Annotated in this window: 18 protein-coding genes and 1 pseudogene; 12 read left to right on the plus strand and 7 right to left on the minus strand. The window is 73.3% G+C overall.

The annotated features are described in order from the left end of the window. Positions 1–5: 5 nt before the first annotated feature. A complete protein-coding gene (locus V5O46_RS07140) occupies positions 6–1,271 on the minus strand; it encodes an ABC transporter substrate-binding protein (RefSeq protein ID WP_456300718.1) in 1,266 nt (421 codons plus the stop codon). Between the two features lie 174 nt (positions 1,272–1,445). Here V5O46_RS07140 and V5O46_RS07145 point away from each other — a divergent pair, with 174 nt between their 5' ends. The 3 genes from V5O46_RS07145 (at position 1,446) to V5O46_RS07155 (ending at position 4,745) form a co-directional block, all read left to right on the plus strand. Then, on the plus strand, positions 1,446–2,489 hold the full coding sequence (locus tag V5O46_RS07145; RefSeq protein WP_408648935.1) for an ROK family protein: 1,044 nt from the start codon (positions 1,446–1,448) through the stop codon (positions 2,487–2,489). A 7-nt stretch (positions 2,490–2,496) separates the two neighbouring features. Continuing rightward, a complete protein-coding gene (nagA, locus tag V5O46_RS07150) occupies positions 2,497–3,672 on the plus strand; it encodes an N-acetylglucosamine-6-phosphate deacetylase (RefSeq protein ID WP_332883581.1) in 1,176 nt (391 codons plus the stop codon). A 143-nt stretch (positions 3,673–3,815) separates the two neighbouring features. Continuing rightward, positions 3,816–4,745, plus strand: a complete 930-nt coding sequence (locus tag V5O46_RS07155) for a 1-phosphofructokinase family hexose kinase (protein WP_332883582.1) — start codon at positions 3,816–3,818, stop codon at positions 4,743–4,745. A 16-nt stretch (positions 4,746–4,761) separates the two neighbouring features. Here the strand turns inward: V5O46_RS07155 and V5O46_RS07160 are convergent, their stop codons facing one another. After that, a complete protein-coding gene (locus V5O46_RS07160; RefSeq protein ID WP_332883583.1) occupies positions 4,762–5,724 on the minus strand; it encodes a carbohydrate-binding protein in 963 nt (320 codons plus the stop codon). A 118-nt stretch (positions 5,725–5,842) separates the two neighbouring features. After that, positions 5,843–7,498 (minus strand): diguanylate cyclase CdgB, encoded by a 1,656-nt coding sequence (gene cdgB / locus V5O46_RS07165; RefSeq protein ID WP_332883584.1) that lies wholly within the window; start codon positions 7,496–7,498, stop codon positions 5,843–5,845. A 414-nt stretch (positions 7,499–7,912) separates the two neighbouring features. Here cdgB and V5O46_RS07170 point away from each other — a divergent pair, with 414 nt between their 5' ends. Together V5O46_RS07170 and V5O46_RS07175 are read left to right on the plus strand one after the other, a co-directional pair. Beyond that, positions 7,913–8,503, plus strand: a complete 591-nt coding sequence (locus tag V5O46_RS07170; RefSeq protein ID WP_332883585.1) for a flavin reductase family protein — start codon at positions 7,913–7,915, stop codon at positions 8,501–8,503. Between the two features lie 98 nt (positions 8,504–8,601). Then, complete coding sequence (locus V5O46_RS07175; RefSeq protein ID WP_332883586.1) at positions 8,602–9,084, plus strand: GNAT family N-acetyltransferase; 483 nt, start codon at positions 8,602–8,604, stop codon at positions 9,082–9,084. A gap of 19 nt (positions 9,085–9,103) precedes the next feature. Here the strand turns inward: V5O46_RS07175 and arfB are convergent, their stop codons facing one another. After that, positions 9,104–9,541 (minus strand): alternative ribosome rescue aminoacyl-tRNA hydrolase ArfB, encoded by a 438-nt coding sequence (arfB, locus tag V5O46_RS07180; protein ID WP_332883587.1) that lies wholly within the window; start codon positions 9,539–9,541, stop codon positions 9,104–9,106. 161 nt (positions 9,542–9,702) lie between these two features. Between arfB and V5O46_RS07185 the strand changes: the two genes are divergently transcribed. The 3 genes and pseudogenes from V5O46_RS07185 (at position 9,703) to V5O46_RS07195 (ending at position 11,450) form a co-directional block, all read left to right on the plus strand. Continuing rightward, on the plus strand, positions 9,703–10,278 hold the full coding sequence (locus tag V5O46_RS07185) for a TerD family protein (RefSeq protein WP_332883588.1): 576 nt from the start codon (positions 9,703–9,705) through the stop codon (positions 10,276–10,278). Between the two features lie 112 nt (positions 10,279–10,390). Further along, positions 10,391–10,846 (plus strand): annotated as a pseudogene (locus V5O46_RS07190) (NUDIX hydrolase); the annotation flags it as partial. Between the two features lie 139 nt (positions 10,847–10,985). Beyond that, complete coding sequence (locus V5O46_RS07195; RefSeq protein WP_332883701.1) at positions 10,986–11,450, plus strand: tetratricopeptide repeat protein; 465 nt, start codon at positions 10,986–10,988, stop codon at positions 11,448–11,450. A gap of 77 nt (positions 11,451–11,527) precedes the next feature. On the opposite strand, the gene V5O46_RS07200 is transcribed toward V5O46_RS07195, so the two are convergent. Continuing rightward, entirely contained in the window at positions 11,528–12,931 is a 1,404-nt protein-coding gene (locus V5O46_RS07200; protein WP_332883589.1) for a M1 family metallopeptidase, read from the minus strand. Positions 12,932–13,143: 212 nt separating this feature from the next. Between V5O46_RS07200 and V5O46_RS07205 the strand changes: the two genes are divergently transcribed. Next, positions 13,144–13,644, plus strand: a complete 501-nt coding sequence (locus V5O46_RS07205) for a hypothetical protein (RefSeq protein WP_332883590.1) — start codon at positions 13,144–13,146, stop codon at positions 13,642–13,644. Positions 13,645–13,732: 88 nt separating this feature from the next. On the opposite strand, the gene V5O46_RS07210 is transcribed toward V5O46_RS07205, so the two are convergent. After that, the gene (locus tag V5O46_RS07210) at positions 13,733–14,494 is read right to left on the minus strand and encodes a pentapeptide repeat-containing protein (RefSeq protein WP_332883591.1); all 762 of its coding nucleotides are present in this window, start codon (positions 14,492–14,494) and stop codon (positions 13,733–13,735) included. Positions 14,495–14,649: 155 nt separating this feature from the next. Between V5O46_RS07210 and V5O46_RS07215 the strand changes: the two genes are divergently transcribed. From V5O46_RS07215 to V5O46_RS07225, 3 genes are read left to right on the plus strand one after another with little or no spacing between them, the layout of a single operon-like run. Next, the gene (locus V5O46_RS07215) at positions 14,650–15,810 is read left to right on the plus strand and encodes an NAD(P)-binding protein (protein WP_332883592.1); all 1,161 of its coding nucleotides are present in this window, start codon (positions 14,650–14,652) and stop codon (positions 15,808–15,810) included. A 60-nt stretch (positions 15,811–15,870) separates the two neighbouring features. Further along, positions 15,871–16,851, plus strand: coding sequence for a zinc-binding dehydrogenase (locus V5O46_RS07220; protein ID WP_332883593.1), 981 nt, complete (start codon positions 15,871–15,873; stop codon positions 16,849–16,851). 55 nt (positions 16,852–16,906) lie between these two features. Further along, on the plus strand, positions 16,907–18,409 hold the full coding sequence (locus tag V5O46_RS07225) for an MFS transporter (protein ID WP_332883594.1): 1,503 nt from the start codon (positions 16,907–16,909) through the stop codon (positions 18,407–18,409). A 213-nt stretch (positions 18,410–18,622) separates the two neighbouring features. On the opposite strand, the gene V5O46_RS07230 is transcribed toward V5O46_RS07225, so the two are convergent. After that, the gene (locus V5O46_RS07230) at positions 18,623–20,029 is read right to left on the minus strand and encodes an NAD(P)/FAD-dependent oxidoreductase (RefSeq protein ID WP_332883595.1); all 1,407 of its coding nucleotides are present in this window, start codon (positions 20,027–20,029) and stop codon (positions 18,623–18,625) included. Positions 20,030–20,064 lie beyond the last annotated feature (35 nt).

Raw genomic sequence — 20,064 nt, forward strand, 5'->3', positions numbered from 1 at the left:
CGGGCCTACTCCGAGCTCTGCGCCCGCACCGCCGTGGCCTGGATCTCCCGGAGGACCGACCTCGGGTCGCCCCCGGAGGAGACCGCCTGGCCTATGCGCTTCTTGATGTCGGCGCTGACCGACGCCCAGGAGGTCTTGCCGACCGGGTACAGCTCGGAGAGCACCAGCTCCTTCAGGAACGGCTGGAGGTCCTTGTCCTCCTCGGCGGTGCTCATGACCTCCCAGGCGGAGGTGGTGACCGGCAGCAGGTCGTAGCGGCGGGAGAAGTCCAGGACGTTGTCGTCGCTGTAGACGAAGTTCAGGAAGTCGCCGATCTCCTTCTGGTGGCCGCTCTTCCTGAACGCCATCATCCAGTCGGCCACGCCCAGCGTGACCCGGCTCCCGCCGTCGATGCCGGGGGTCGGCACCATGCCGAACTCCACGCCCTTTGCGGCGGCGGCCTTCATCAGGGTCGGGTGGCCGTTGAGCATGCCGACGTCGCCGTCGGCGAAGGCCGCGAAGGCGTCGGCGCGGTTGAGTTCGCCGGGCGCGACCGGGCCGGTGAGACCCTTGCCGACCAGTTCGTCCTTGAGCCAGGTGAGGGTGCCGGTGTTGCGCGGGGAGTCGATGTCGTAGGTGCCGACGGTGTCGGTGTAGCCGCCGCCCCCGCTGAGCAGCCACTGCAGGGTCTCGGCCGGTGCCTCCTCCGGGCCCAGCGGCAGGGCGTACGGGTACTTCACGCCCTCCTCCTTGAGCGCCTCGGCGGCCTCGGCGAGGTCGTCCCAGCTCTTGGGCGGGGTGAGGCCGGCCTTCTCGAAGAGGGCCTTGTTGTAGAACAGCACGCGCGTGGAGGACGCGAACGGCAGCCCGTACTGCACCCCGTTGACCTGCCCGGCAAGGGCGAGCTGGGAGACGAAGTCGGCCTGGGACTGGATGGAGAGCACGTCGTCGGCCTCGTACAGCAGGTCGTCGGCCGCGTAGTCGGCGTAGGCCCCGATCTGCGCCAGGTCGGGCGCCCGGCCGGCCTCGACCATCTCGCGGACCTCGCGGTCGACGTCGTTCCAGGAGTGGACGGTGACGTCGACGTGCACGTCGGGGTGCTCGGCCTCGAAGGCCTTGGCCAGCTCGTCCCAGTACTTCTGGGAGCTGTTGGCCTTGCTGTCGCCGTAGTCGGCGGCGACCAGCCTCAGCGTCACGCCGCCCGAGTCGCCGGTGACCCCGCAGCCGCCGAGGACCGCCGTCATGCCCAGTGCGGACACCATCGCGACCGTTCCTGCCCTACGCCGCTGCACCGATCCGTCCCCAACCCGTCGACTGTGTTCGACCACCGGTCCGTTCGCGGAAACCGGCCGTTCGCTTACCGGATTATGGTCTACACCATGCGAGTGGACTAGACCTCTTGCGGGTGGTCGGGCCACACTGTCCCCGTGAGACATGTCATCGCCCTCGATGTGGGCGGCACCGGGATGAAGGCCGCCCTGGTCGGGGCGGACGGCGCGCTGCTGCACCGGGCCCGCCGCGCCACCGGCCGCGACCGCGGCCCGGACGCGGTGGTCGCGGACATCCTGGACTTCGCCGCCGGCCTGCGCGCGCTCGGCACCGACCGGTTCGGCGAGCCCGCCGTCGCGGCCGGCGTCGCCGTCCCCGGCATCGTCGACGAAGCGGCCGGCACCGCCGTCTACGCCGCCAACCTCGGCTGGCGCGACGTCCCCCTGCGGGACCTGCTGGGCGAGCGGCTCGGCGGCATCCCGGTCGCCCTCGGCCACGACGTGCGCTCCGGCGGACTCGCCGAGGGCCGGCTCGGGGCGGGCCGGGGAGCCGACCGGTTCCTGTTCGTGCCGCTGGGCACCGGCATCGCGGGCGCGATCGGCATCGACGGCCGGGTGGAGGCGGGCGCGCACGGCTTCGCGGGCGAGATCGGCCATGTCGTCGTCCGGCCCGGCGGTGCGGCGTGCCCCTGCGGGCAGCACGGCTGTCTGGAGCGGTTCGCCTCCGCGGCGGCGGTCAGCCAGGCGTGGGCCGAGGCGTGCGGGGACCCGGGCGCGGACGCCGCGGACTGCGCCGAGGCCGTCGAGTCGGGCGACCCCGACGCCGAGCGGGTGTGGTCCCAGGCGGTGGAGGCGCTGGCCGACGGGCTGGTCACCGCCGTCACTCTGCTGGACCCGCGCACCCTGATCATCGGTGGCGGTCTCGCCGAGGCGGGGGAAACCTTGTTCACACCGCTGCGGGACGCCGTGCGGCGGCGCGTCACCTTCCAGAAGCTGCCCGAGATCGTCCCCGCGGCCCTGGGGGACACCGCGGGCTGCCTCGGGGCCGGGCTGCTGGCCTGGGATCTGCTCTCCGCGGCTCCCACGGCCGCGGCTCCCACGGCCGCGGCTCCCACGGCCGCGGCTCCCACGGCCGCGGCTCCCACGGCCGCGGCTTCCGCGGTCCCGGCCTCCCCCACGGCTGCGGCGTGCCCCACGGCGCCGGCTTCCCCCACGACCTCGACTGCGACTCCCCGGAGGTAACCGCCTGATGGCCCCACGCAAGGTTCTCGCCGGTGCCCGGGTGGTGCTGCCCACCGGGACCGTGGACGACGGCCGCGTGCTCGTCGACGGCACCCGGATCGCGGACACGGACGCCGAGACCGCGGACACCGAGGCCACCGAGGCCGCGCACACCGAGGCCGTCGACCTGACCGGCCACTGGGTCGTTCCCGGTTTCGTCGACATCCACAACCACGGCGGCGGCGGCGCCTCCTTCACCTCCGGCACCGTCGAGGAGGTCCTCAGGGGCATCCGCACCCACCGGCTGCACGGCACCACCACCCTGGTCGCCTCCACCGTCACCGGCGACCTGGACTTCCTCGCCCGGCGCGCCGGGCTGCTGGCGGAGCTGGCCCAGCAGGGCGACATCGCAGGCATCCACTACGAGGGCCCGTTCATCTCCCCCTGCCGCAAGGGCGCCCACTCGGAGGAGCTGCTGCGCGACCCGGACCCGGCCGAGGTCCGCAAGCTGATCGACGCCGCGCACGGACACGCCAGGATGGTCACCCTCGCCACCGAGCTGCCCGGCGGCATCGACTCCGTGCGCCTGCTCGCGGAACACGGTGTGATCGCGGCGGTCGGGCACACCGACGCCACGTACGAGCAGACGGTTCAGGCCATCGACGCGGGCGCCACCGTCGCCACCCACCTGTTCAACGCCATGCCCCCGGTCGGCCACCGCGCCCCGGGCCCGATCACCGCGCTGCTGGAGGACGAGCGGGTCACCGTCGAGCTGATCGACGACGGTATCCATCTGCATCCGGCCGCGCTCCAACTGGCCTTCCACCACGCGGGCGCGTCGCGGGTCGCCTTCATCACCGACGCGATGGACGCGGCCGGTTTCGGCGACGGCCGCTACATGCTCGGCCCGCTGGAGGTCGAGGTCGCGGACGGGGTGGCCCGGCTGGTGGAAGGCGGCTCCATCGCGGGTTCGACGCTCACCCTGGACCGGGCGTTCAAGCGTGCGGTGACGGTGGACGGCCTGTCGGTCGAGGACGCGGTCACGGCGCTGTCCGCCAACCCGGCCCGGCTGCTGGGCATGGCCGACCGGATCGGTTCGCTGGAGCCGGGCAAGGACGCCGACCTGGTGGTGCTGGACGAGGGCTTCGACGTGGTGGGCGTGATGCGGCAGGGCGCCTGGGTGGTCGATCCCCAACTGGGCTGATCCGTCCCACGAGTCGCTCGGACCGTGGCCGACGCGGGGCTGGGCCGACCGCCGTCCGTTTGGCATGATCGTGCCTTTAGGAGAAGCCCTGAGCCGATGGCTCCGGGCACCGGCACACGCAGCAATCGGGGGAGGTCGCCCAGGTGATCCTCACGGTCACACTGAACACCGCTCTCGACATCACCTATCGCGTACGAGGGCTGCGGCCCCACTCCTCCCACCGGGTCACCGAGGTCGCCGAGCGGCCCGGCGGCAAGGGCCTGAACGTGGCCCGGGTGCTGGCGGCCCTCGGCCACCGGGTGACGGTCACGGGTTTCACGGGCGGCGCCACGGGGCGGTCCGTGCAGGAGGGGCTCGCCGCCCTCCGCGGGGTGGCGGACGCGCTGGTTCCGGTGGCGGGCAGCACCCGCCGCACCATAGCCGTGGTGGACGACCGCACCGGCGACACCACACAGCTCAACGAGCCCGGCCCGGCCATCTCCCCCGCCGAGTGGGGCGCCTTCCAGGAGGCGTACGAGGATCTGCTGGCCGGCGCCGACGCGGTCGCCCTGTGCGGCAGCCTGCCACCCGGCGTGCCGGTGGGTGCGTACGCTGGGCTGGTGCGCACGGCCCGGGCGGCCGGGGTGCCGGTGCTGCTGGACACCGGCGGGGAGCCGCTGCGCCGGGCGGTCGCCGCCCGGCCGGATCTGATCAAGCCGAACTCGGAGGAGCTCGCCGAGCTGACCGGCGCGCACGAGCCGCTGCGGGCCACCCAGGACGCCCGCCGGCGCGGCGCCCGCTCCGTGGTCGCCTCGCTCGGCGCGCAGGGCCTGCTCGCGCTGACCCCGGAGGGTCACTGGCGGGCCGCGCCGCCCCGCCGTGTCCACGGCAACCCGACCGGCGCCGGTGACTCCGTGGTCGCGGGCCTGCTGTCCGGCCTGGTGGAGCGGCTGCCCTGGCCGGACCGGCTGGCCCGCGCGGTCGCCCTGTCGGCGGCGACGGTGCAGGCGCCGGTGGCGGGCGAGTTCGACCGGGGGTCGTACGAGGAACTGCTGGGGCGGGTGGCCGTGACGGCGGAAGCCAGCGCCGCCTAGGAACGGCTCCGCGGCCTCAGTCCTTGACCTGGCCCTTCTTCAGCGACAGCTGGTCCAGCAGGACGTTGCACTTGTCGCCGTCCTGGCAGGAGACGGTGATGGTGTTGGTGCCCTTGTTGAGGGTGGGCCAGATGTACGTCTTGGTCCAGCCCTTGGCGAAGTCACCGTCCTTGGCGCCGGTGAAGTTGCCCAGGTTCATCTTGGAACCGAAGGTCTTGCCGTTGATGGTCACCGTCATCGACTGGTCCTCGTCGGCCGTGCTGTACCGGGCGAAGAGGGTGTAGGCGCCGTCCTCGGGGATGCCGTCGACGCTCCAGGTGACCGAGGCCCCGACCGAGTTGAGGTTGGTGACGTAGACGCCGCCGTCGGCCTCGGCACCCTCGACGTCCGAGGCGGTGGCCACGCCGGGACCGAGGCGCAGCGCCTTGGCGTCGATCGTCGGCAGCTCGACCTCCTCTTCGGCGCTGTCGCTGGCCGAGGGGCTGGGCTCGCTGTTCTGGGACTGGGACGGGGTGCTGTTGCCGGCCTGGTCGTCGGTGTTGCCGCCCTCGGTGTCGTCGCCGCCCATCATCGCGACGCTGATGCCCACCACGACCGCGGCGACCACCGCGATGGCGCCGATCAGCAGCCCCTTGGTGTTGGGGCCCCGTCTGCCGCCGCCTCCGCCGTGGGACGGCTGGTGGTAGCCGGCGCCGGCGCCGCCCCCGCCGCCGGGAAAGGTCTCCGGCGCGGCGTAGTGCGGGTTCGGGTTGCCGTAGCCACCCTGCTGCGGCGGGTGGGCGGCCTGCTGCGGGGGCGCGGCGGCGGGGGGCTGCTGCCCGTACTGCCGCGAGCCGACGGTCCGCACCCGGTTGACCGAGTTGGGGTAGCCGTAGCCACCGGACGGCGGCTGGGCCCCGTTGGCCTGCCCGTCGGCGTACAGATAGCCGAACGGGTCGTCGTCCTCGGGCGTGCTCGCGCCGTTGTTGCCGGGCGTCATCCCTAGGTCTCCTAACCGGATGCGGTGCATGTGCGATAAGAGTCGTGAGAGGGCGAGCCTACCCGCTCCGTATGGCCCAAACGGGTGACTCCGCCCGCATCAGCGCACTGACCTGGGATCATCCGGCACGGCGATGCTGTTTGGGACGAGATCGTTTCTCTACGTACATCCGTTCGTCAGCGGACTTCAACACTTCGTCCGCCGTCATCCCGCAGTGGGCCCACCCGATGCCGAAGCTGGCGCCCACCCGGACGGCCCGTCCCTCGGCCCGGATCGGCTGGATGATCTCGTTGCGCAGCCGGACGGCGAGGTCCTGTGCGTCGGCGCGGCCGAGCCCGTCGGCGAGGATGACGAACTCGTCGCCGCCGAGCCGGGCGACCGTGTCGCCGTCCCGGACGCCGCCGCCGAGCCGCCGGGCGACCTCGATGAGGACGGCGTCGCCCGCGTTGTGCCCGAACCGGTCGTTGATCGACTTGAAGCCGTCGAGGTCGCAGAAGAGCACTGCGAGCCCTTTGGTGCCGTCGTCGCGGTCGCCCTCGGGGGCGACGGTGTGCACATGGTGGTCGAAGCCGCCGTACGGCTCCGGTCCGGGCGGGAACTCGAAGCGGTGGCCGCCGGAGTCGTACACGACGTCCCCGTAGGCGGCGTCCATGGCGTCCACCGCGGAGTGCGTGGACTGCGGGCGCCGGCACAGCCGGGCGGAGAGCCGGGCGCGCAGTTCGGCGGAGTTGGGCAGTCCGGTGAGGGAGTCGTGGGAGGCGCGGTGGGCGAGCTGGAGCTCGCGGCGCTTGCGTTCCTCGATGTCCTCGACGTGGGTGAGCAGGAACCGAGGGCCGTCGGCGGCGTCGGCGACGACGCTGTTGCGCAGCGACACCCAGACGTAGGTGCCGTTGCGGCGGCCGAGCCGGAGTTCCGCGCGACCGCCCTCCGCGGACGTGCGCAGCAGGGTGCCTATGTCCTCCGGGTGGACCAGGTCGGAGAAGGAGTAGCGGCGCATCGCGGAGGCGGGGCGGCCCAGCAGCCGGCACAGCGCGTCGTTGGTGCGCAGGATGCGGCCGTACTGGTCGCCCATCTCGGCGATGGCCATGCCGGAGGGGGCGTACTCGAAGGCCTGCCGGAAGCTCTCCTCGCTGGCCCGCAGGGCCTGCTGCTCGCGCTCCAGGCGGACCAGGGCTCGCTGCATGTTGGAACGGAGCCGGGCGTTGCTGATGGCGATCGCGGCCTGGAAGGCGTACATCTGCAGAGCCTCGCGGCCCCAGGCGCCGGGCCGCCGGCCGTTGCGCGGCCGGTCCACGGACAGGACGCCGATCAGCTCGCCGCTGGAGCCGCCGCCCTGCGCACCGGGCGCGTACATGGGGGCGAAGAGGCGGTCGGCGGGGTGCCACTCGCCCTCGAAGCGGGGCGCGGGGCCGTCGGTGTACCACTGCGGGACATCGTCGTCGTCGAGGATCCAGCCCTCGGTGTACGGGATGAAGACCAGGTCGCCCCACCGCTCGCCCATGTTCAGCCGCCGGTCCCAGGAGTCGCGGGAGCCGACGCGGCCGGTGATGAGGGCCTCGGCGGCCTGGTTGCCGGAGAAGGCGGCGACGACGAGGTCGCCGTCGGGGCGTACGAGGTTGACGCAGGCCAGTTCGTAGCCGAGGGCGTGGACGGCGCCGTCGGCGACGGTCTGCAGCGTGTCCGCCAGGCTGCGGGCCGTGTTCATGTCGGCCATGACCTGGTGCAGTTGCCGCAGGGACGCAAGACGGACGTACGGCTCCGACTCGGTCTCCATGCTCGCCCTCCCCCCGAGACCTCGCAGCGAATCAAGGGATGCTCTTCGGCGCCTGGTGTGCAGTGGTGGTGCGTGGTGGTTGGGTGGCGGTCCGGTGGCGCCTTGCAGCTTCCCCGCCACTGAATCACAGCGCGCTGCCCACTCGGTACACAGGGTCAACAATTCCTGCTCCTTGTGACTCAAGTCACAGCGAAAGATGAACAATTGAGTGGTGTTTCTGCGATTTTCCCGTGCGTTTACTGAACACAGAGTGCGGATGCGTGCACGCGGTTCGCGGCGAGAGGCAGGAGGCGGCGCGGGTGCGGGGTGCGAGACGCGGGGCCTGCCGCGGGGCCGCCTCGGACCGAGGTCCTAGGACCCGGCTGGGACCCGCGGCCGATGTGCGGCCCGGCGGGCGCCGTCTAGCGTGGCGGCGTGTCGAACTCTCCCGCCGCCACCTCCCCCGCCTCCCCCTTGCCGGCCGCGGCCGCCGGGCATGCTGAGGGGGTGAGCAACGACGAGTTCCGCGCCGCGATGTCCCGGCTGGCCTCGGGTGTGGTCCTCGTGACCGCGCAGGAGCCGCCGCTGGATCCGGACGACCCCATGGCGCCGGCCGGCGAGGACGTCGGCATGACGGCGACGGCCTTCGTCTCCGTCTCCCTGGACCCGCCGCTGGTGCTGGTCAGCCTGCGCGCGGGTGCCCGCATGGACGACCTGCTCACCGAGCAGCCGCTATGGGCGGTCTCGGTGCTGTCCGAGAGCCAGCGGCACATCGCCGGCCGCTTCGCGATGAAGGGGCGGGTCAGCGACCGGCTGCTGTTCGAGGACATCCCCTACGTCCGCGGCAAGGTGTCCGGGGCGCCCCTGGTGGGCGGCGCGCTGGCCACCCTGGAGTGCCGCACCGAGCAGCGGGTTCCGGCGGGTGACCACACCCTGGTCATCGGCCGGGTCCTGACCGCCGACGTACCGAGCGCGGACGGCCGCCCGCTGACCTACTTCCGGGGCCGCTACCGGCATCTGGGCTGAGCCCGCGAGCCCGCCGGCCCGCGGAGGCGGACCTGGCGGCCCGGGGCGGGCCCGGAAATTCCGTGGCCCGGTGTTGATCACTCGCCTAGGGTGCGCGCATGACGACCCGCACGACGACGCCACCCGGGCCGCGGCTCGAAGAGATCACCGCGGGGAACCTCGAGGCCGCCCTCGCCGTCCGGGTCCGCCCGGACCAGGAACACGCCGTCGAGCCGGTCGCACAGTCGCTCGCCGAGGCGTACGTCCACCGGGACACCGCCTGGCCCCGCCTGATCGTCGACGCCGGCCGGCCGGTCGGCTTCCTGATGGCTTTCCTCGGCATCGACTGGCACGCGGACGGCAGTGTGTTCCGCTCGGGGCTGTGGCGGCTGAACATCGCTGCCGAGGAGCAGGGCCGCGGCTACGGCCGGTTCGCGGTGGAATCGGTGGCCGCGGAGATCCGCCGGCGCGGCGGCGACCGCCTCTACACCACCTGGCACCCGGGCCCGACCGGCCCGGGGGACTTCTATCTCGGCCTGGGCTTCGAGACCGACGGGGAGACGAGCGGCGACCAGACCGTGGGAGTACTGGCGCTGCCCTGAGGCCCGTCCGGGAGCGCCCTCAGGTCCAGTTCTTCGGGGAGCGCCCCCGCTTGGTCTCCGAGCGCTGCTTCTTCTCCCTGAGCCGGCGTTCGTTGATACCGCGGGGGATGCGGGTGGGTTTGCGGGGCCTGGGAGGCGGCGCGGTGGCCTCGGCGAGAAGGGCCGCCAGACGTACGGCGGCGGCCTCGCGGTTGCGGAACTGCGAACGGTGCTCGGAGGCTCGGACGCTGACGACCCCGTCGGTCAGCCGCCCGGCCAGCCGCCGCAGCGCGCGCTGCTTCCACACCGCGGGCAGGGCCTCGGTGCGGGCCAGGTCGAAGCGCAGCTCCACCTGGGAGTCGGTGGTGTTGACGTGCTGCCCGCCGGGCCCCGAGGAGCGCGAGAAACGCCACATGAGCTCGGCCTCGGGGAGCGAGACGGAGCCGCGGATGAGGTACGGACCGGACATGCCGTCCATGTTCCCGCCCGCGACCGGCCCGCGTCACCCGAATATCCCGGGTAAAGAAAGTAAAGAGACCTGGAACCTTGGGTACCCCCCGCGTCGTTCGTAGGGGTAGCTGTAGCTTTCTTGCGGTACAGCTCTTGCCGTACGCACACGAGGGAAGGGACTCCCAAAAAATGGCAGTAAGCCTGTCCAAGGGTGGCAACGTCTCGCTCACCAAGGAGGCTCCGGGCCTGACCGCCGTCACCGTGGGCCTCGGCTGGGACGTCCGCACCACCACGGGCACCGACTTCGACCTCGACGCGTCCGCGATCGCGGTCAGCACACAGGGCAAGGTGTACTCGGACGCCCACTTCGTCTTCTTCAACAACAAGCAGACGCCGGACAACACCATCGTCCACACCGGTGACAACCGCACCGGCGAGGGCGCCGGCGACGACGAGGCGATCAACGTCAACCTCGCCGCGCTCCCGGCCGACATCGACAAGGTCGTCTTCCCGGTCTCCATCTACGACGCCGAGAACCGCAGCCAGAACTTCGGCCAGGTCCGCAACGCCTACATCCGCATCATCAACCAGGCCGGCGGCACCGAGATCGCCCGCTACGACCTCTCCGAGGACGCGGCGACGGAGACGGCGATGGTCTTCGGCGAGCTGTACCGCAACGGCGCCGAATGGAAGTTCCGCGCGGTCGGCCAGGGCTACGCCTCGGGCCTGGTGGGCATCGCCCAGGACTTCGGCGTCAACGTCTGAGTTCCGGCACGGACAACACCACGGCAGGTCCACCGAGCCGCTCGGTGGACCTGCCGCGTCGGCCCTCCCGGGCCTTGCCCCCGCTTCCACCGGAGACGCCGTGAACCGAGCGCCACGTACCCCGCGCCGCGCAGCCCGGACGGCCGTACTCGACCCTGACGGCGCCGTGTTCCTCTTCCGCTACGACAACATCGAGGTCGGCGTGCACTGGGCCATGCCCGGCGGCGGACTGGAACCCGGCGAGACGCCCCGCGAGGGCGCGCTGCGCGAACTGCGCGAGGAGACCGGCTGGACGGACCTGACGCCTGGCCCGCTGCTGTGCACCTGGGAGCACGACTTCACCCACGGCAGCCGCGGCCCGGTCCGCCAGCACGAGCACATCTATCTCGCCCACGGCCCCCGCCGCGAACCGACCGGCGCCCGTCTCGCCGCCGCCCACGCCGAGGACGGCATCCTCACCTGGCGCTGGTGGTCACGGAAGGACCTCACCGAGGCCCCCGAGGCGCTCTGGCCCCCGGACCTGGCCACCCTGCTCGACGCGACGGGGACTGACGCGACGGGGGACTGACGTCCCCCCGGCTGAAACCCGCTTCCTTCCCTGCTTCCCGGAGCCCGTTTCCTCCCCGTCCCGGCAACCGGGGCATCCACAGAGGAGTTCCGTCGACCACGACGACCACGGCGGACTGGGAAGAGCGGTGCGCCGCCCTGTGGGCGGCCTTCGACGACTGCCCCGAGGCGGAGTTCCGCGCGCGGATGAAGACGCTGACCGGCGAACTCCCGGCGGGACACCCGGTCTCCGCGTTCGAACCCGCCGCCGCCCCCACGACACGACGGACCTGGGTGAGCGCGCAGTACCGCTGCACCGGGAGGCGTTTGACGCCGGCCTGGACGGCGACCGCCGGCGCCAGGCCGTCGTCCAGCTCGCGAGCACCCTGCGCGCACTCGGCCGTCCGCAGGCCGGTGCCGACCTGCTGCTCGCGGAGCGCGACAGAGCATCGGTCCACCTCGACGACGCGGTCACGGCCCTTCTCGCGCTTGCGTTCGTGGACCTGGGCCGCGCGCGGGAAGCCGCGGCCCTCGCCCTCGGAGCCCTCGCCCCCCGCCTCCCGGGCTGCACCATCCCACTCGATCGGTACGCCGCTGACCTGACCGCTCCGGACCCGACGGGCTGAGCGCCGGGAAACCGTCCGAGGAACGGCGTCGACCGCCCCGGCGTGCGGAGCGGTCCCCGTGGCGTGGCGCAGGGCGGTCAGGGGCGCGGCGGTCTGCCGTCGCCGTAGAGCCAGTCGTCCCAGATCCGGGTGAAGTCGGTGTCCGGTGCGGTGCGTTCGGCGTAGGCGGTGAAGTCGGCGGTGTCGGCGTTGCCGTGCCGGTGGTCCGCGGCCCAGCCCTTGAGCAGGGTGCGGAAGGCGTCGTCGCCGATCTCCTGCCGGATCCGGTGCAGCACCATCGCGCCCCGCTGGTAGACGGGGGCGGCGGAGATGTGCGCCGCGTCGGGAGGGTCGGCGGGTGGGAACGCCCAGACGGCCGCGTCCGCGCCCGGGTCGCCGAAGTAGCGGCCGTCGTAGAGCGCGTCGAAGATCTCTTCGGCGGTGTCGCCGCCGTGGTCCTCCTGCCACAGCCACTCCGCGTAGGTGGCGAAGCCCTCGTTGAGCCACATGTCCCGCCAGGTCTTCGGCGAGACGGAGTTGCCGTACCACTGGTGGGCGAGCTCGTGGACGAGCAGGACGGTGTCGGGGGTGCCGGGGAACGTCGGCCGGTTCTGGGTCTCCAGGGCATAGCCGATGTCCTGGGGCCGGTCGACGATCGCACCGGTGGAGGAGAACGGGTACGGGCCGAACAGGTCCTGCGCCCAGACGATGATGTCGGGGATCTGTGCCAGCACGGGGCGAGCGGCCCGCGTCTGCCGGGGGTCGGTGGCGGTGAGGACCGGAAGCCCGTCCGGGGTGCTGGAGTGGCGGATGTCCCATTCGCCGATCGCCACCGTGGCCAGGTAGCTCGCCATCGGTTCGGTGGTGCGCCAGGTGTACGTGGTCCGGCCCCGGGCGCTGCGCTCGCCGGTCAACTCGCCGTTGGATACCGCCCCGAGTCCCTCCGGCACGGTCACCGTCAGATCGTAGGACGCCTTGTCGGAAGGGTGGTGGTTGCCGGGGAACCAGGCCATCGACCCGACCGGCTGCCCCAGGGCGAGCGCTCCGTCGGCGGTGCGCAGCCAGCCCTCCTTCGACCCGTCGGGGTCGGTGACGGTCACCGGGGAGCCGGAGTAGCGGACGGCGACGCGGAACGTCTCGCCCTTGTCGAGGTCGGCGGGAGGGCGGACGGTGAGCTCCTGTCCGGCGCGGTTGAAGCGGGCGTTGCGGCCCTCCACGGTGACCTTGCCGACGCTCAGGCCTTTCAGGTCCAGGTTGAACGCGGAGAGGTCCCGGGTGGCGCGGGCGGTGACGGTCGCCGTTCCGGTGAGGCGGTGACCGTCGGGGTCGTAGACGAGATCGAGGGCGTAGTGGGTGACGTCGTAGCCACCGTTGCCCGCCTTCGGGAAGTACGGGTCGCGCTCGCTCATGCCGGAGCCGCCGGGGGTGCCGTGCACGCCCCCGCATGCCGCGACGGCGGCCACGGCGGCGGTCACCAGGGCGAGCGGACGGCGGTTGCGCACGCTACGATCCTATGTGGCGTTTCACGTGAAACGCCTGTTGGCAGACCATGTACCCGGGCCCGGCGGGCGACCGCTGCTGGTCGGTCAGCCGACGACGGCGGCCGTGATCCGCCGGCTCTCCTTCCCGGCGGCCGTCAGCACGGCCCGGGCGGCCCCGGTGGCGGCGCAGGCCGCCCCGACGAGCCCGGCCGGCACCATGACACCATCACCCTGTGCTCGACATCGGCTACGCCCTCTCCAACCGCTTCCCCGACCCCCCGCAGACCGACTACCGGCGCGCCGACGTGCGGGCACTGCGGCACGACCTGTTCTGCGGGGACGTCTATCTGGCGGACACCAAGGCCGACCGGGAGATTTCCACAGCCTGGGGATGGGTCCCGGTGCTCGACTTCGCCTGGGCGCTGTGCGACATCGTGGAGCGCCTCGACCGGGATCCGGCCGGCTCCAGAGCCGCCGGACCGCAGCGGGCGGAGCTGGACTTCACCGAGTCCACCGACCGGCTGCTGTTCGAACGCCGCTTCGGCTGGGTCGACGTCGATGCGGAGTGGCTCCCGGCGTCCGAACCGCCGCTGTCGTTCTCCCACGCCGAACTGCGCCGGGAGGCCCGCGACTTCCTGCACGACCTGCTCGCCGACCTCGTGGACCTGCACGAGGGCCTGGCCGACAACCCGGCGATCTGGACCCTCCAGGCCCGCTTCCCACGCGTGCCATGACGGAGTGCCGGACCCGGCGACCGCCCGCGGGCACCTGTCCCCGGGCCGCCCGTCCCGCGACGGCCCCGCCCGGCCGCCCGTCCAGCGCCTACCCCCGTCCGTCCGTCCCCTCCGGCATCACCCGCACCCCCAGCTCGGCCGCCAGCACCGGGGCCAGGTCCAGCAGCTGCGCCGGGCTGATCACCGCGCCCGCCAGCCGGTCCACCCCGCGGGCGATCTCCAGCGGCACGGCACCGCGCAGATCGACGTCGACGAAGGCGGCCGCGGTGAAGTCGGCGCCCCTGACCGCGCAGTCCACGAACTGGACCCGCTCCAGGCGGGCGCCCCCGAAGTCCGGCTCCACCAGCACACAGCCCTCGAAGACCACGTCCTTCAGCCGGGCCCTGCGCAGATTCGCGAAGTCCCACTTGCCGCCGCGGACCAGCACCCGCTCCAGCGCGGCACCGTGCAGCTGCGCCCCGCCCAGCCGGGCGTCGGCCAGCTCGACCTCCCGCAGGGTGGCCTCCGCGAGATCGGTGCCCACCCCCCGCACTCCGGTCAGCACCGAGTCGAGCAGCCGCGCCCGCCGCAGCACCGTCTCGTCCAGCACACACCCCGTCAGCGCACAGTCCAGGAAGCGCGACCCCGCCCCGTCCTGGCCCGCGAGGTCCACCTCCTCGATCCGCAGACCGTCGTAGTCCCCGTCGGGCTCGAGGTCCCCGCCTGCGTACGTCTCCAGCGGCGGCAACCGCACCTCCGGGCGCCGCGCCGCCCGCACCACCGCCGCGCCGCCCGGTCCGGTCCCGCCACCCGGGCCGCGCGAACTCCCGGGACCGCCCGCACCGGCTCCGCCAACCGCTCTCCTCGCCATGCCCCCATGCTGCACCCCACCACTGACAGCCCGCCCGACCTGCACCGAACCGGCGCCGTGGAGCCCGATGTCACATTCCGGCACCCGGGTCGGTCGTCTGCGCAGAGGAACGGCAGAAGGACCGCAGAGGACCAACGACCCGAGGGAGACCCCAGATGCACCGGATCACCGTCATCGGCGGCGGCTTCGCCGGACTCACCGCGGCCATCACCGCCGCCGAGGCGGGCGCCAGGGTCACGGTCCACGAGGCCCACCACACCCTCGGCGGACGCGCCCGAACCGCCGAGGGCCCGTACCGGACGAACGAAGGGCCGCACGCCCTCTACAACGGCGGCCCGCACTGGGCCTGGCTGAGGCAGCGCGACCTGATCGGTCCGCTCGCCCCGATCCCCCCGCTGGAGGCGGCCCGGCTGCGACTGCGGCACCACGGCGCACTGCGCCGCACCCCGCCGTTCGCCATGCTCAAGCTGCTGCGCCGCGGCGTGCGCCGGGCCCCCGTCGACATCGACTTCCGCACATGGGCCACCGGCGTCGCGGGCGAGGAGGGCGCCCGCGCCGCCGCCCACTACGCGGCCGTCGCCCTGTTCCACCACGACCCCGGCTCGCTGTCCGCCGCGTTCGTGCAGGAGCGGCTGCGCCGCGCCGCCAAGCTGCCCCCGGAGGCGCACTACCCGCGCGGCGGCTGGGGCGGGCTGATCGACCGCATGGCCGCCCGCGCCTGGAACCTCGGCGTCCGGATGGAGACCCTGTCCCGCGTCGACGCCCTGCCCACCGGCACCCCCGTCGTCGTCGCCACCTCCCTGGACGCCGCCCGCCGCCTGCTCGGCGACGCCTCCCTGACCTGGCCGAGCGGCCGTACCGCCCTGATCGACCTCGCCGTACGCACCCGGCGCGGCGACGCCTTCGCGGTCTCCGACCTGGACGCACCGGGCTGGATCGAACGGTTCACCGCGCAGGACCGCGCCCTGGCGCCCGCCGGCGAGCAGCTGATCCAGGGGCAGATCCCGATCGGTCCCGGGGAGGCGAAGGCCGACGGCATCGCGCGCGCCGAGGAGCTGCTCGACCTCGGCCTCCCGGGCTGGCGCGAGCGTGTCACCTGGCGCCGCCAGGCCGTCGCGAACGGCCGTACCGGCGCCGTCGACCTGCCCGGCACCAGCTGGCGCGACCGGCCCGCCGTCGACCGCGGCGACGGCGTCTATCTCGCCGGTGACCAGGTGGCGGCGCCCGGGGTGCTGTCGGAGGTGTCGTTCACCAGTGCCCTGGCCGCCGTGTCCCTGGCCCTCGGCGGAGGGGAGGTTGACCTCAAGCATGCTTGAGGTCGTTGAGTGGTCCCCACCGGAGCGAAACGCACCGCACCATCCACCCAGGGGGCACCCATGTACGCCGTCCGACTGCACGCCTTCGGCCCGGCCGAGAACCTCACCCTCGAGCAGGTCGACGACCCGGCTCCCGGCCCCGGCCAGGTCCGTATCGCCGTCCGCGCGGCCGGTGTCCACCTCCTCGACACCGCCCTGCGCGAGGGCATGCAGGGCCCCGCCCCCGAACCGCCGACGCTGCCGACCGTCCCGGGCCGCGAGGTCGCCGGTGTCGTCGACGCCCTCGGCGAGGGCACCGACCCCGACTGGCTCGGCAGGCGCGTCGTCGCCCACCTCGGCTTCGCCCCCGGGGGCTACGCCGAACTGGCCGTCACCGACACCGCCCGGCTGCACGAGATCCCCGGCACGCTCGACGACGCCGCCGCCGTCGCCATGATCGGCACGGGCCGTACGGCGCTGGGCATCCTGCAGTTCGCCGATCTCGGTCCGGACGCGGTCGCCGTGATCCCGGCCGCCGCCGGCGGCATCGGCACCCTGCTGGTGCAGTACGCCGAGCACACCGGCGCCACCGTCGTCGGCCTCGCCGGCGGGCCCGAGAAGACCGCCCGCGTCGCGGCGGGCGGCGCCGACCACGCCGTCGACTACACGGCCGCCGACTGGCCCGCCAAGGTCCGCGCCCGGCTCGGCGGGCGGCCCGCCACCGTCGTCCTCGACGGCGTCGGCGGGGACATCGCCCGCGAGGCCGTCGCCCTCCTCGACCCCGGCGGCACCCACCTCGTCTTCGGCTGGTCCGGCCAGGGCATCCGCGACGGCGGGCCCTACCTCGTCGAGGGCGTCTCGCAGGAGGTGCTCGGCCCCGCCATGCTGCAGCGCGCCGGCGGCCCGAACCCCCTGCGCACCCTGGAACTCCGCGCCCTCACCGAGGCCGCCGAAGGCCGCCTCACCCCCGCCGTCCAGCGCTTCCCCCTCGCCGAGGCCGCCGCCGCACACCGGGCGCTGGAGACCCGCGGCACCGTCGGAAAAGTGGTCCTGGAGCCATGACCAGCGGCAACGGCCAGAGGATGCGACACGCCCCGATCCATGGTCTTCTGGCCGGGTGAGACTCACCCGAACGGGTGAAGAAGCCGCCCCCGCGGACGCCGACCCGCGCCGCTGGTGGGGCCTGGTGGTCATCGCCCTCGCCCAGCTGATGGTCGTCCTGGACGCGACGATCGTGAACATAGCCCTCCCCTCCGCGCAACGCGAACTGGGCATGTCCGACGGCAACCGGCAATGGGTGATCACCGCGTACACCCTCGCGTTCGGCGGACTGCTGCTGCTCGGCGGACGCATCGCCGACCTCGCCGGACGCAAGCGCACCTTCGTCATCGGCCTGGTCGGCTTCGCCGCCGCCTCCGCCCTCGGCGGCGCCGCCACCGGCCCCGCCATGCTGTTCGGCGCCCGCGCCCTCCAGGGCGCCTTCGCCGCCGTCCTGGCCCCCTCCGCGCTGTCCCTGCTCACCACGACCTTCACCGACCCCAAGGAGCGCGGCAAGGCCTTCGGCATCTACGGCGCCCTCGCCGGCAGCGGCGCCGCCATCGGCTTCCTCGTCGGCGGCATCCTCACCGAGTACCTCGACTGGCGCTGGTGCCTGTACGTCAACGTGCCCATCGCCGCGATCGCCCTGCTCGGCGCCCTCGCCCTGCTGCACGACCGCCCCGGTCACCGCGGCGCCCGCCTCGACGTCCCCGGCGTCCTCCTCGGCTGCGGCGGCCTCGTCGCCCTCGTCTACGGCTTCGCCGAGGCGGAGTCCCGCGGCTGGTCCGACGCCCTCGTCCTCGGCTGCCTCGCCGGCAGCGTCGTCCTGCTCACCGCCTTCGTACGCTGGCAGTCACGCGCGCGCTCGCCGCTGCTCCCGCTGCACATCATCCGGGACCGCAACCGCGCCGGCTGCTTCCTGACCATGCTGCTCGCCGTCATCGGCCTGTTCGGCCTGTTCCTGTTCATGACCTACTACCTGCAGGTCATCCTGGGCTACTCCCCCGTCCGCACCGGCCTGGCCTTCCTGCCGCTGACCGCCGCGATCATCACCGGCTCCACCCAGATCTCCGCCCGGCTGCTGCACCACGTCCCCCCGCGGATGCTGCTCGTCCCCGGCATGCTGCTGGCCTCCGGCGGCATGATGCTGCTCACCCGGATGACCGTGCACTCCTCCTACGCCTCCGAGATCCTGCCCGCACTCCTCCTCATCGGCCTCGGCATGGGGCTGACCTTCATGCCGGTCTTCGCCACCGCCACCGCGGGCGTCGCCCCGCACGACTCCGGCGTCACCTCGGCGACCGTCAACACCTCGCAGCAGGTCGGCGGGTCGATCGGCACCGCCCTGCTCAACACCGTCGCCACCACCACCAGCGCATCCTGGATCACCGCCCACCTCACCGACCCCGCCCAGCGGGAGCTGATCACCCGCGAGGGCATCGTCCACGGCTACACGGTCGCCATCTGGCTGGCCGCCGGCATCATGCTGCTGGCGGCCCTGGTCGCGGGCCTGATGGTGACCGCCCGGGCCCCGAAACACGGCACCCCGTCGGACCGGCCGGTGCCCGAACCGGTGGCCTGAGGGGGAACGGGGGGAACGGTGACAGGGGTCCGGTGCCCGCCGGACCCCTGTCACCGCCAACCACGCCACCATCCGGCGATCAGCACCGCCGAGAACCGGTGCCGACAGGTGACGCCGGCAGCCGGTGCCGGTCGGCAGCGCGGCGGCCGGCGGCTCGAACCGACCACCAGCCAGAGCCCGTCTCAGCCCGAACCGGTCGGCAGCCCGAGCCGATCATCCCCGCCCCGCCACCCGGTCGGCCACCCGTGCCAGCCGCGACGACCCCACGCTGTGCGTCACCGCCTCCCGCCGGTCCGCCGCCCGGTACACGGCGTACATCCCCTGCACCCCGAGCCACCGCAACGGCTCCGGCTCCCAGCGCCGCACCCGGTGCCCCACCCAGGGCAGCGCCGTCAGCTCCGTGCTCCCGCCCTGCCCCGACGCCTGCTGCACCAGATCGCACAGCGTCCGCGCCGCAAGGTTCGCCGTCGCCACGCCCGAACCCACGTACCCGCCGGCCCACCCCAGCCCCGACGAGCGGTCCAGCGACACCGACGCACACCAGTCCCGCGGCACCCCCAGCACCCCCGACCAGGCATGCTCCACCCGCACCCCGGCCAGCGACGGGAAGAAGCCCACCAGGACCTCCCGCAGCGCCGCCACCGTCGCCGCCTGCGTGCTGCCGTCGTTGTCCGTCCGCGACCCGAAGCGGTACGGCACCCCGCGCCCGCCCAGCGCGATCCGCCCGTCCGCCGTGCGCTGCGCGTACATGTACGCGTGCGCCATGTCCCCCAGCGTCTGCCTCCCTGCCCAGCCGATCTGCTCCCACTGCCGCTCCGACAGCGGCTCCGTCACGATCATCGACGAGTTCATCGGCAGCCAGGTCCGCCGCTGCCCCTTCAGCGCCGCCGTGAACCCCTCCGTGCAGCGCAGCACGTACGGTGCCCGGACCGTCCCGTACGGCGTCACCGCACGCCCCTGCCCGATCTCCGTCACCGGCGTCGCCTCGTGCACCGCCACGCCCAGCCGCTCCACCGCCGCCGCCAGGCCCTTGACCAGCTTCACCGGATGCAGCGCCGCCCCGTGCGGCGTCCACACCGACCCCACCGCGTCCGCCACCCGGATCCGCTCGGCGGTCTCCCGGGCCCCGTACAGCTCCCGGTCCTTCTCCCCGAACGCCAACTCCGCCTCGTGGAACGCCCGGAGCCGCGCCAGCTGAGCCGGTGTGCGCGCCACCTCCAGCACGCCGCCCTGGTGCACGTCCGCGTCGAAGCCCTCGGCCTCGACGACCCGGATCACCTCGTCCACGGTCTCGTTCATCGCCCGCTGAAGCCGCACCGCGGCATCCCGCCCGTGCAGCTTCGCGTACCGGTCCCGGCCCGCGATCCCGTTGTACAGCCAGCCGCCGTTGCGTCCCGAGGCTCCGTACCCGCAGAACTTCTGCTCCAGCACCGTGATCCGCAGAAACGGCGCCGCCTGCTTCAGGTAGTACGCCGTCCACAGCCCCGTGTACCCGCCCCCGACGATCACCACATCCGCGGACGCGTCCCCGCCCAACGGCTCCCGCACCACCGGAAGACCGTCGTCCGCATACCAGAAGGACACGCCACCGTTCACGACACCACTGGTCCAGCTGCTCATGCCCGGACGCTAGCCCGCACCCGCAGCCCCTGTCT

The sequence above is a fragment of the Streptomyces poriticola genome (assembly GCF_036689765.1).
In the GTDB taxonomy this organism is placed as follows: domain Bacteria; phylum Actinomycetota; class Actinomycetes; order Streptomycetales; family Streptomycetaceae; genus Streptomyces; species Streptomyces poriticola.

Excerpts from the sequence above, each read along its gene's own strand:
- V5O46_RS07185 (WP_332883588.1), top strand. The coding sequence starts at position 9,703 with ATGGCAGTAAGCCTGTCCAAGGGTGGCAACGTCTCGCTCACCAAGGAG.
- V5O46_RS07175 (WP_332883586.1), top strand. The coding sequence starts at position 8,602 with ATGACGACCCGCACGACGACGCCACCCGGGCCGCGGCTCGAAGAGATC.
- V5O46_RS07220 (WP_332883593.1), top strand. The coding sequence starts at position 15,871 with ATGTACGCCGTCCGACTGCACGCCTTCGGCCCGGCCGAGAACCTCACC.
- V5O46_RS07215 (WP_332883592.1), top strand. The coding sequence starts at position 14,650 with ATGCACCGGATCACCGTCATCGGCGGCGGCTTCGCCGGACTCACCGCG.
- V5O46_RS07210 (WP_332883591.1), bottom strand. The coding sequence starts at position 14,494 with ATGGCGAGGAGAGCGGTTGGCGGAGCCGGTGCGGGCGGTCCCGGGAGT.
- cdgB (WP_332883584.1), bottom strand. The coding sequence starts at position 7,498 with ATGGAGACCGAGTCGGAGCCGTACGTCCGTCTTGCGTCCCTGCGGCAA.
- V5O46_RS07145 (WP_408648935.1), top strand. The coding sequence starts at position 1,446 with ATGAAGGCCGCCCTGGTCGGGGCGGACGGCGCGCTGCTGCACCGGGCC.
- arfB (WP_332883587.1), bottom strand. The coding sequence starts at position 9,541 with ATGGACGGCATGTCCGGTCCGTACCTCATCCGCGGCTCCGTCTCGCTC.
- nagA (WP_332883581.1), top strand. The coding sequence starts at position 2,497 with ATGGCCCCACGCAAGGTTCTCGCCGGTGCCCGGGTGGTGCTGCCCACC.
- V5O46_RS07230 (WP_332883595.1), bottom strand. The coding sequence starts at position 20,029 with ATGAGCAGCTGGACCAGTGGTGTCGTGAACGGTGGCGTGTCCTTCTGG.
- V5O46_RS07160 (WP_332883583.1), bottom strand. The coding sequence starts at position 5,724 with ATGACGCCCGGCAACAACGGCGCGAGCACGCCCGAGGACGACGACCCG.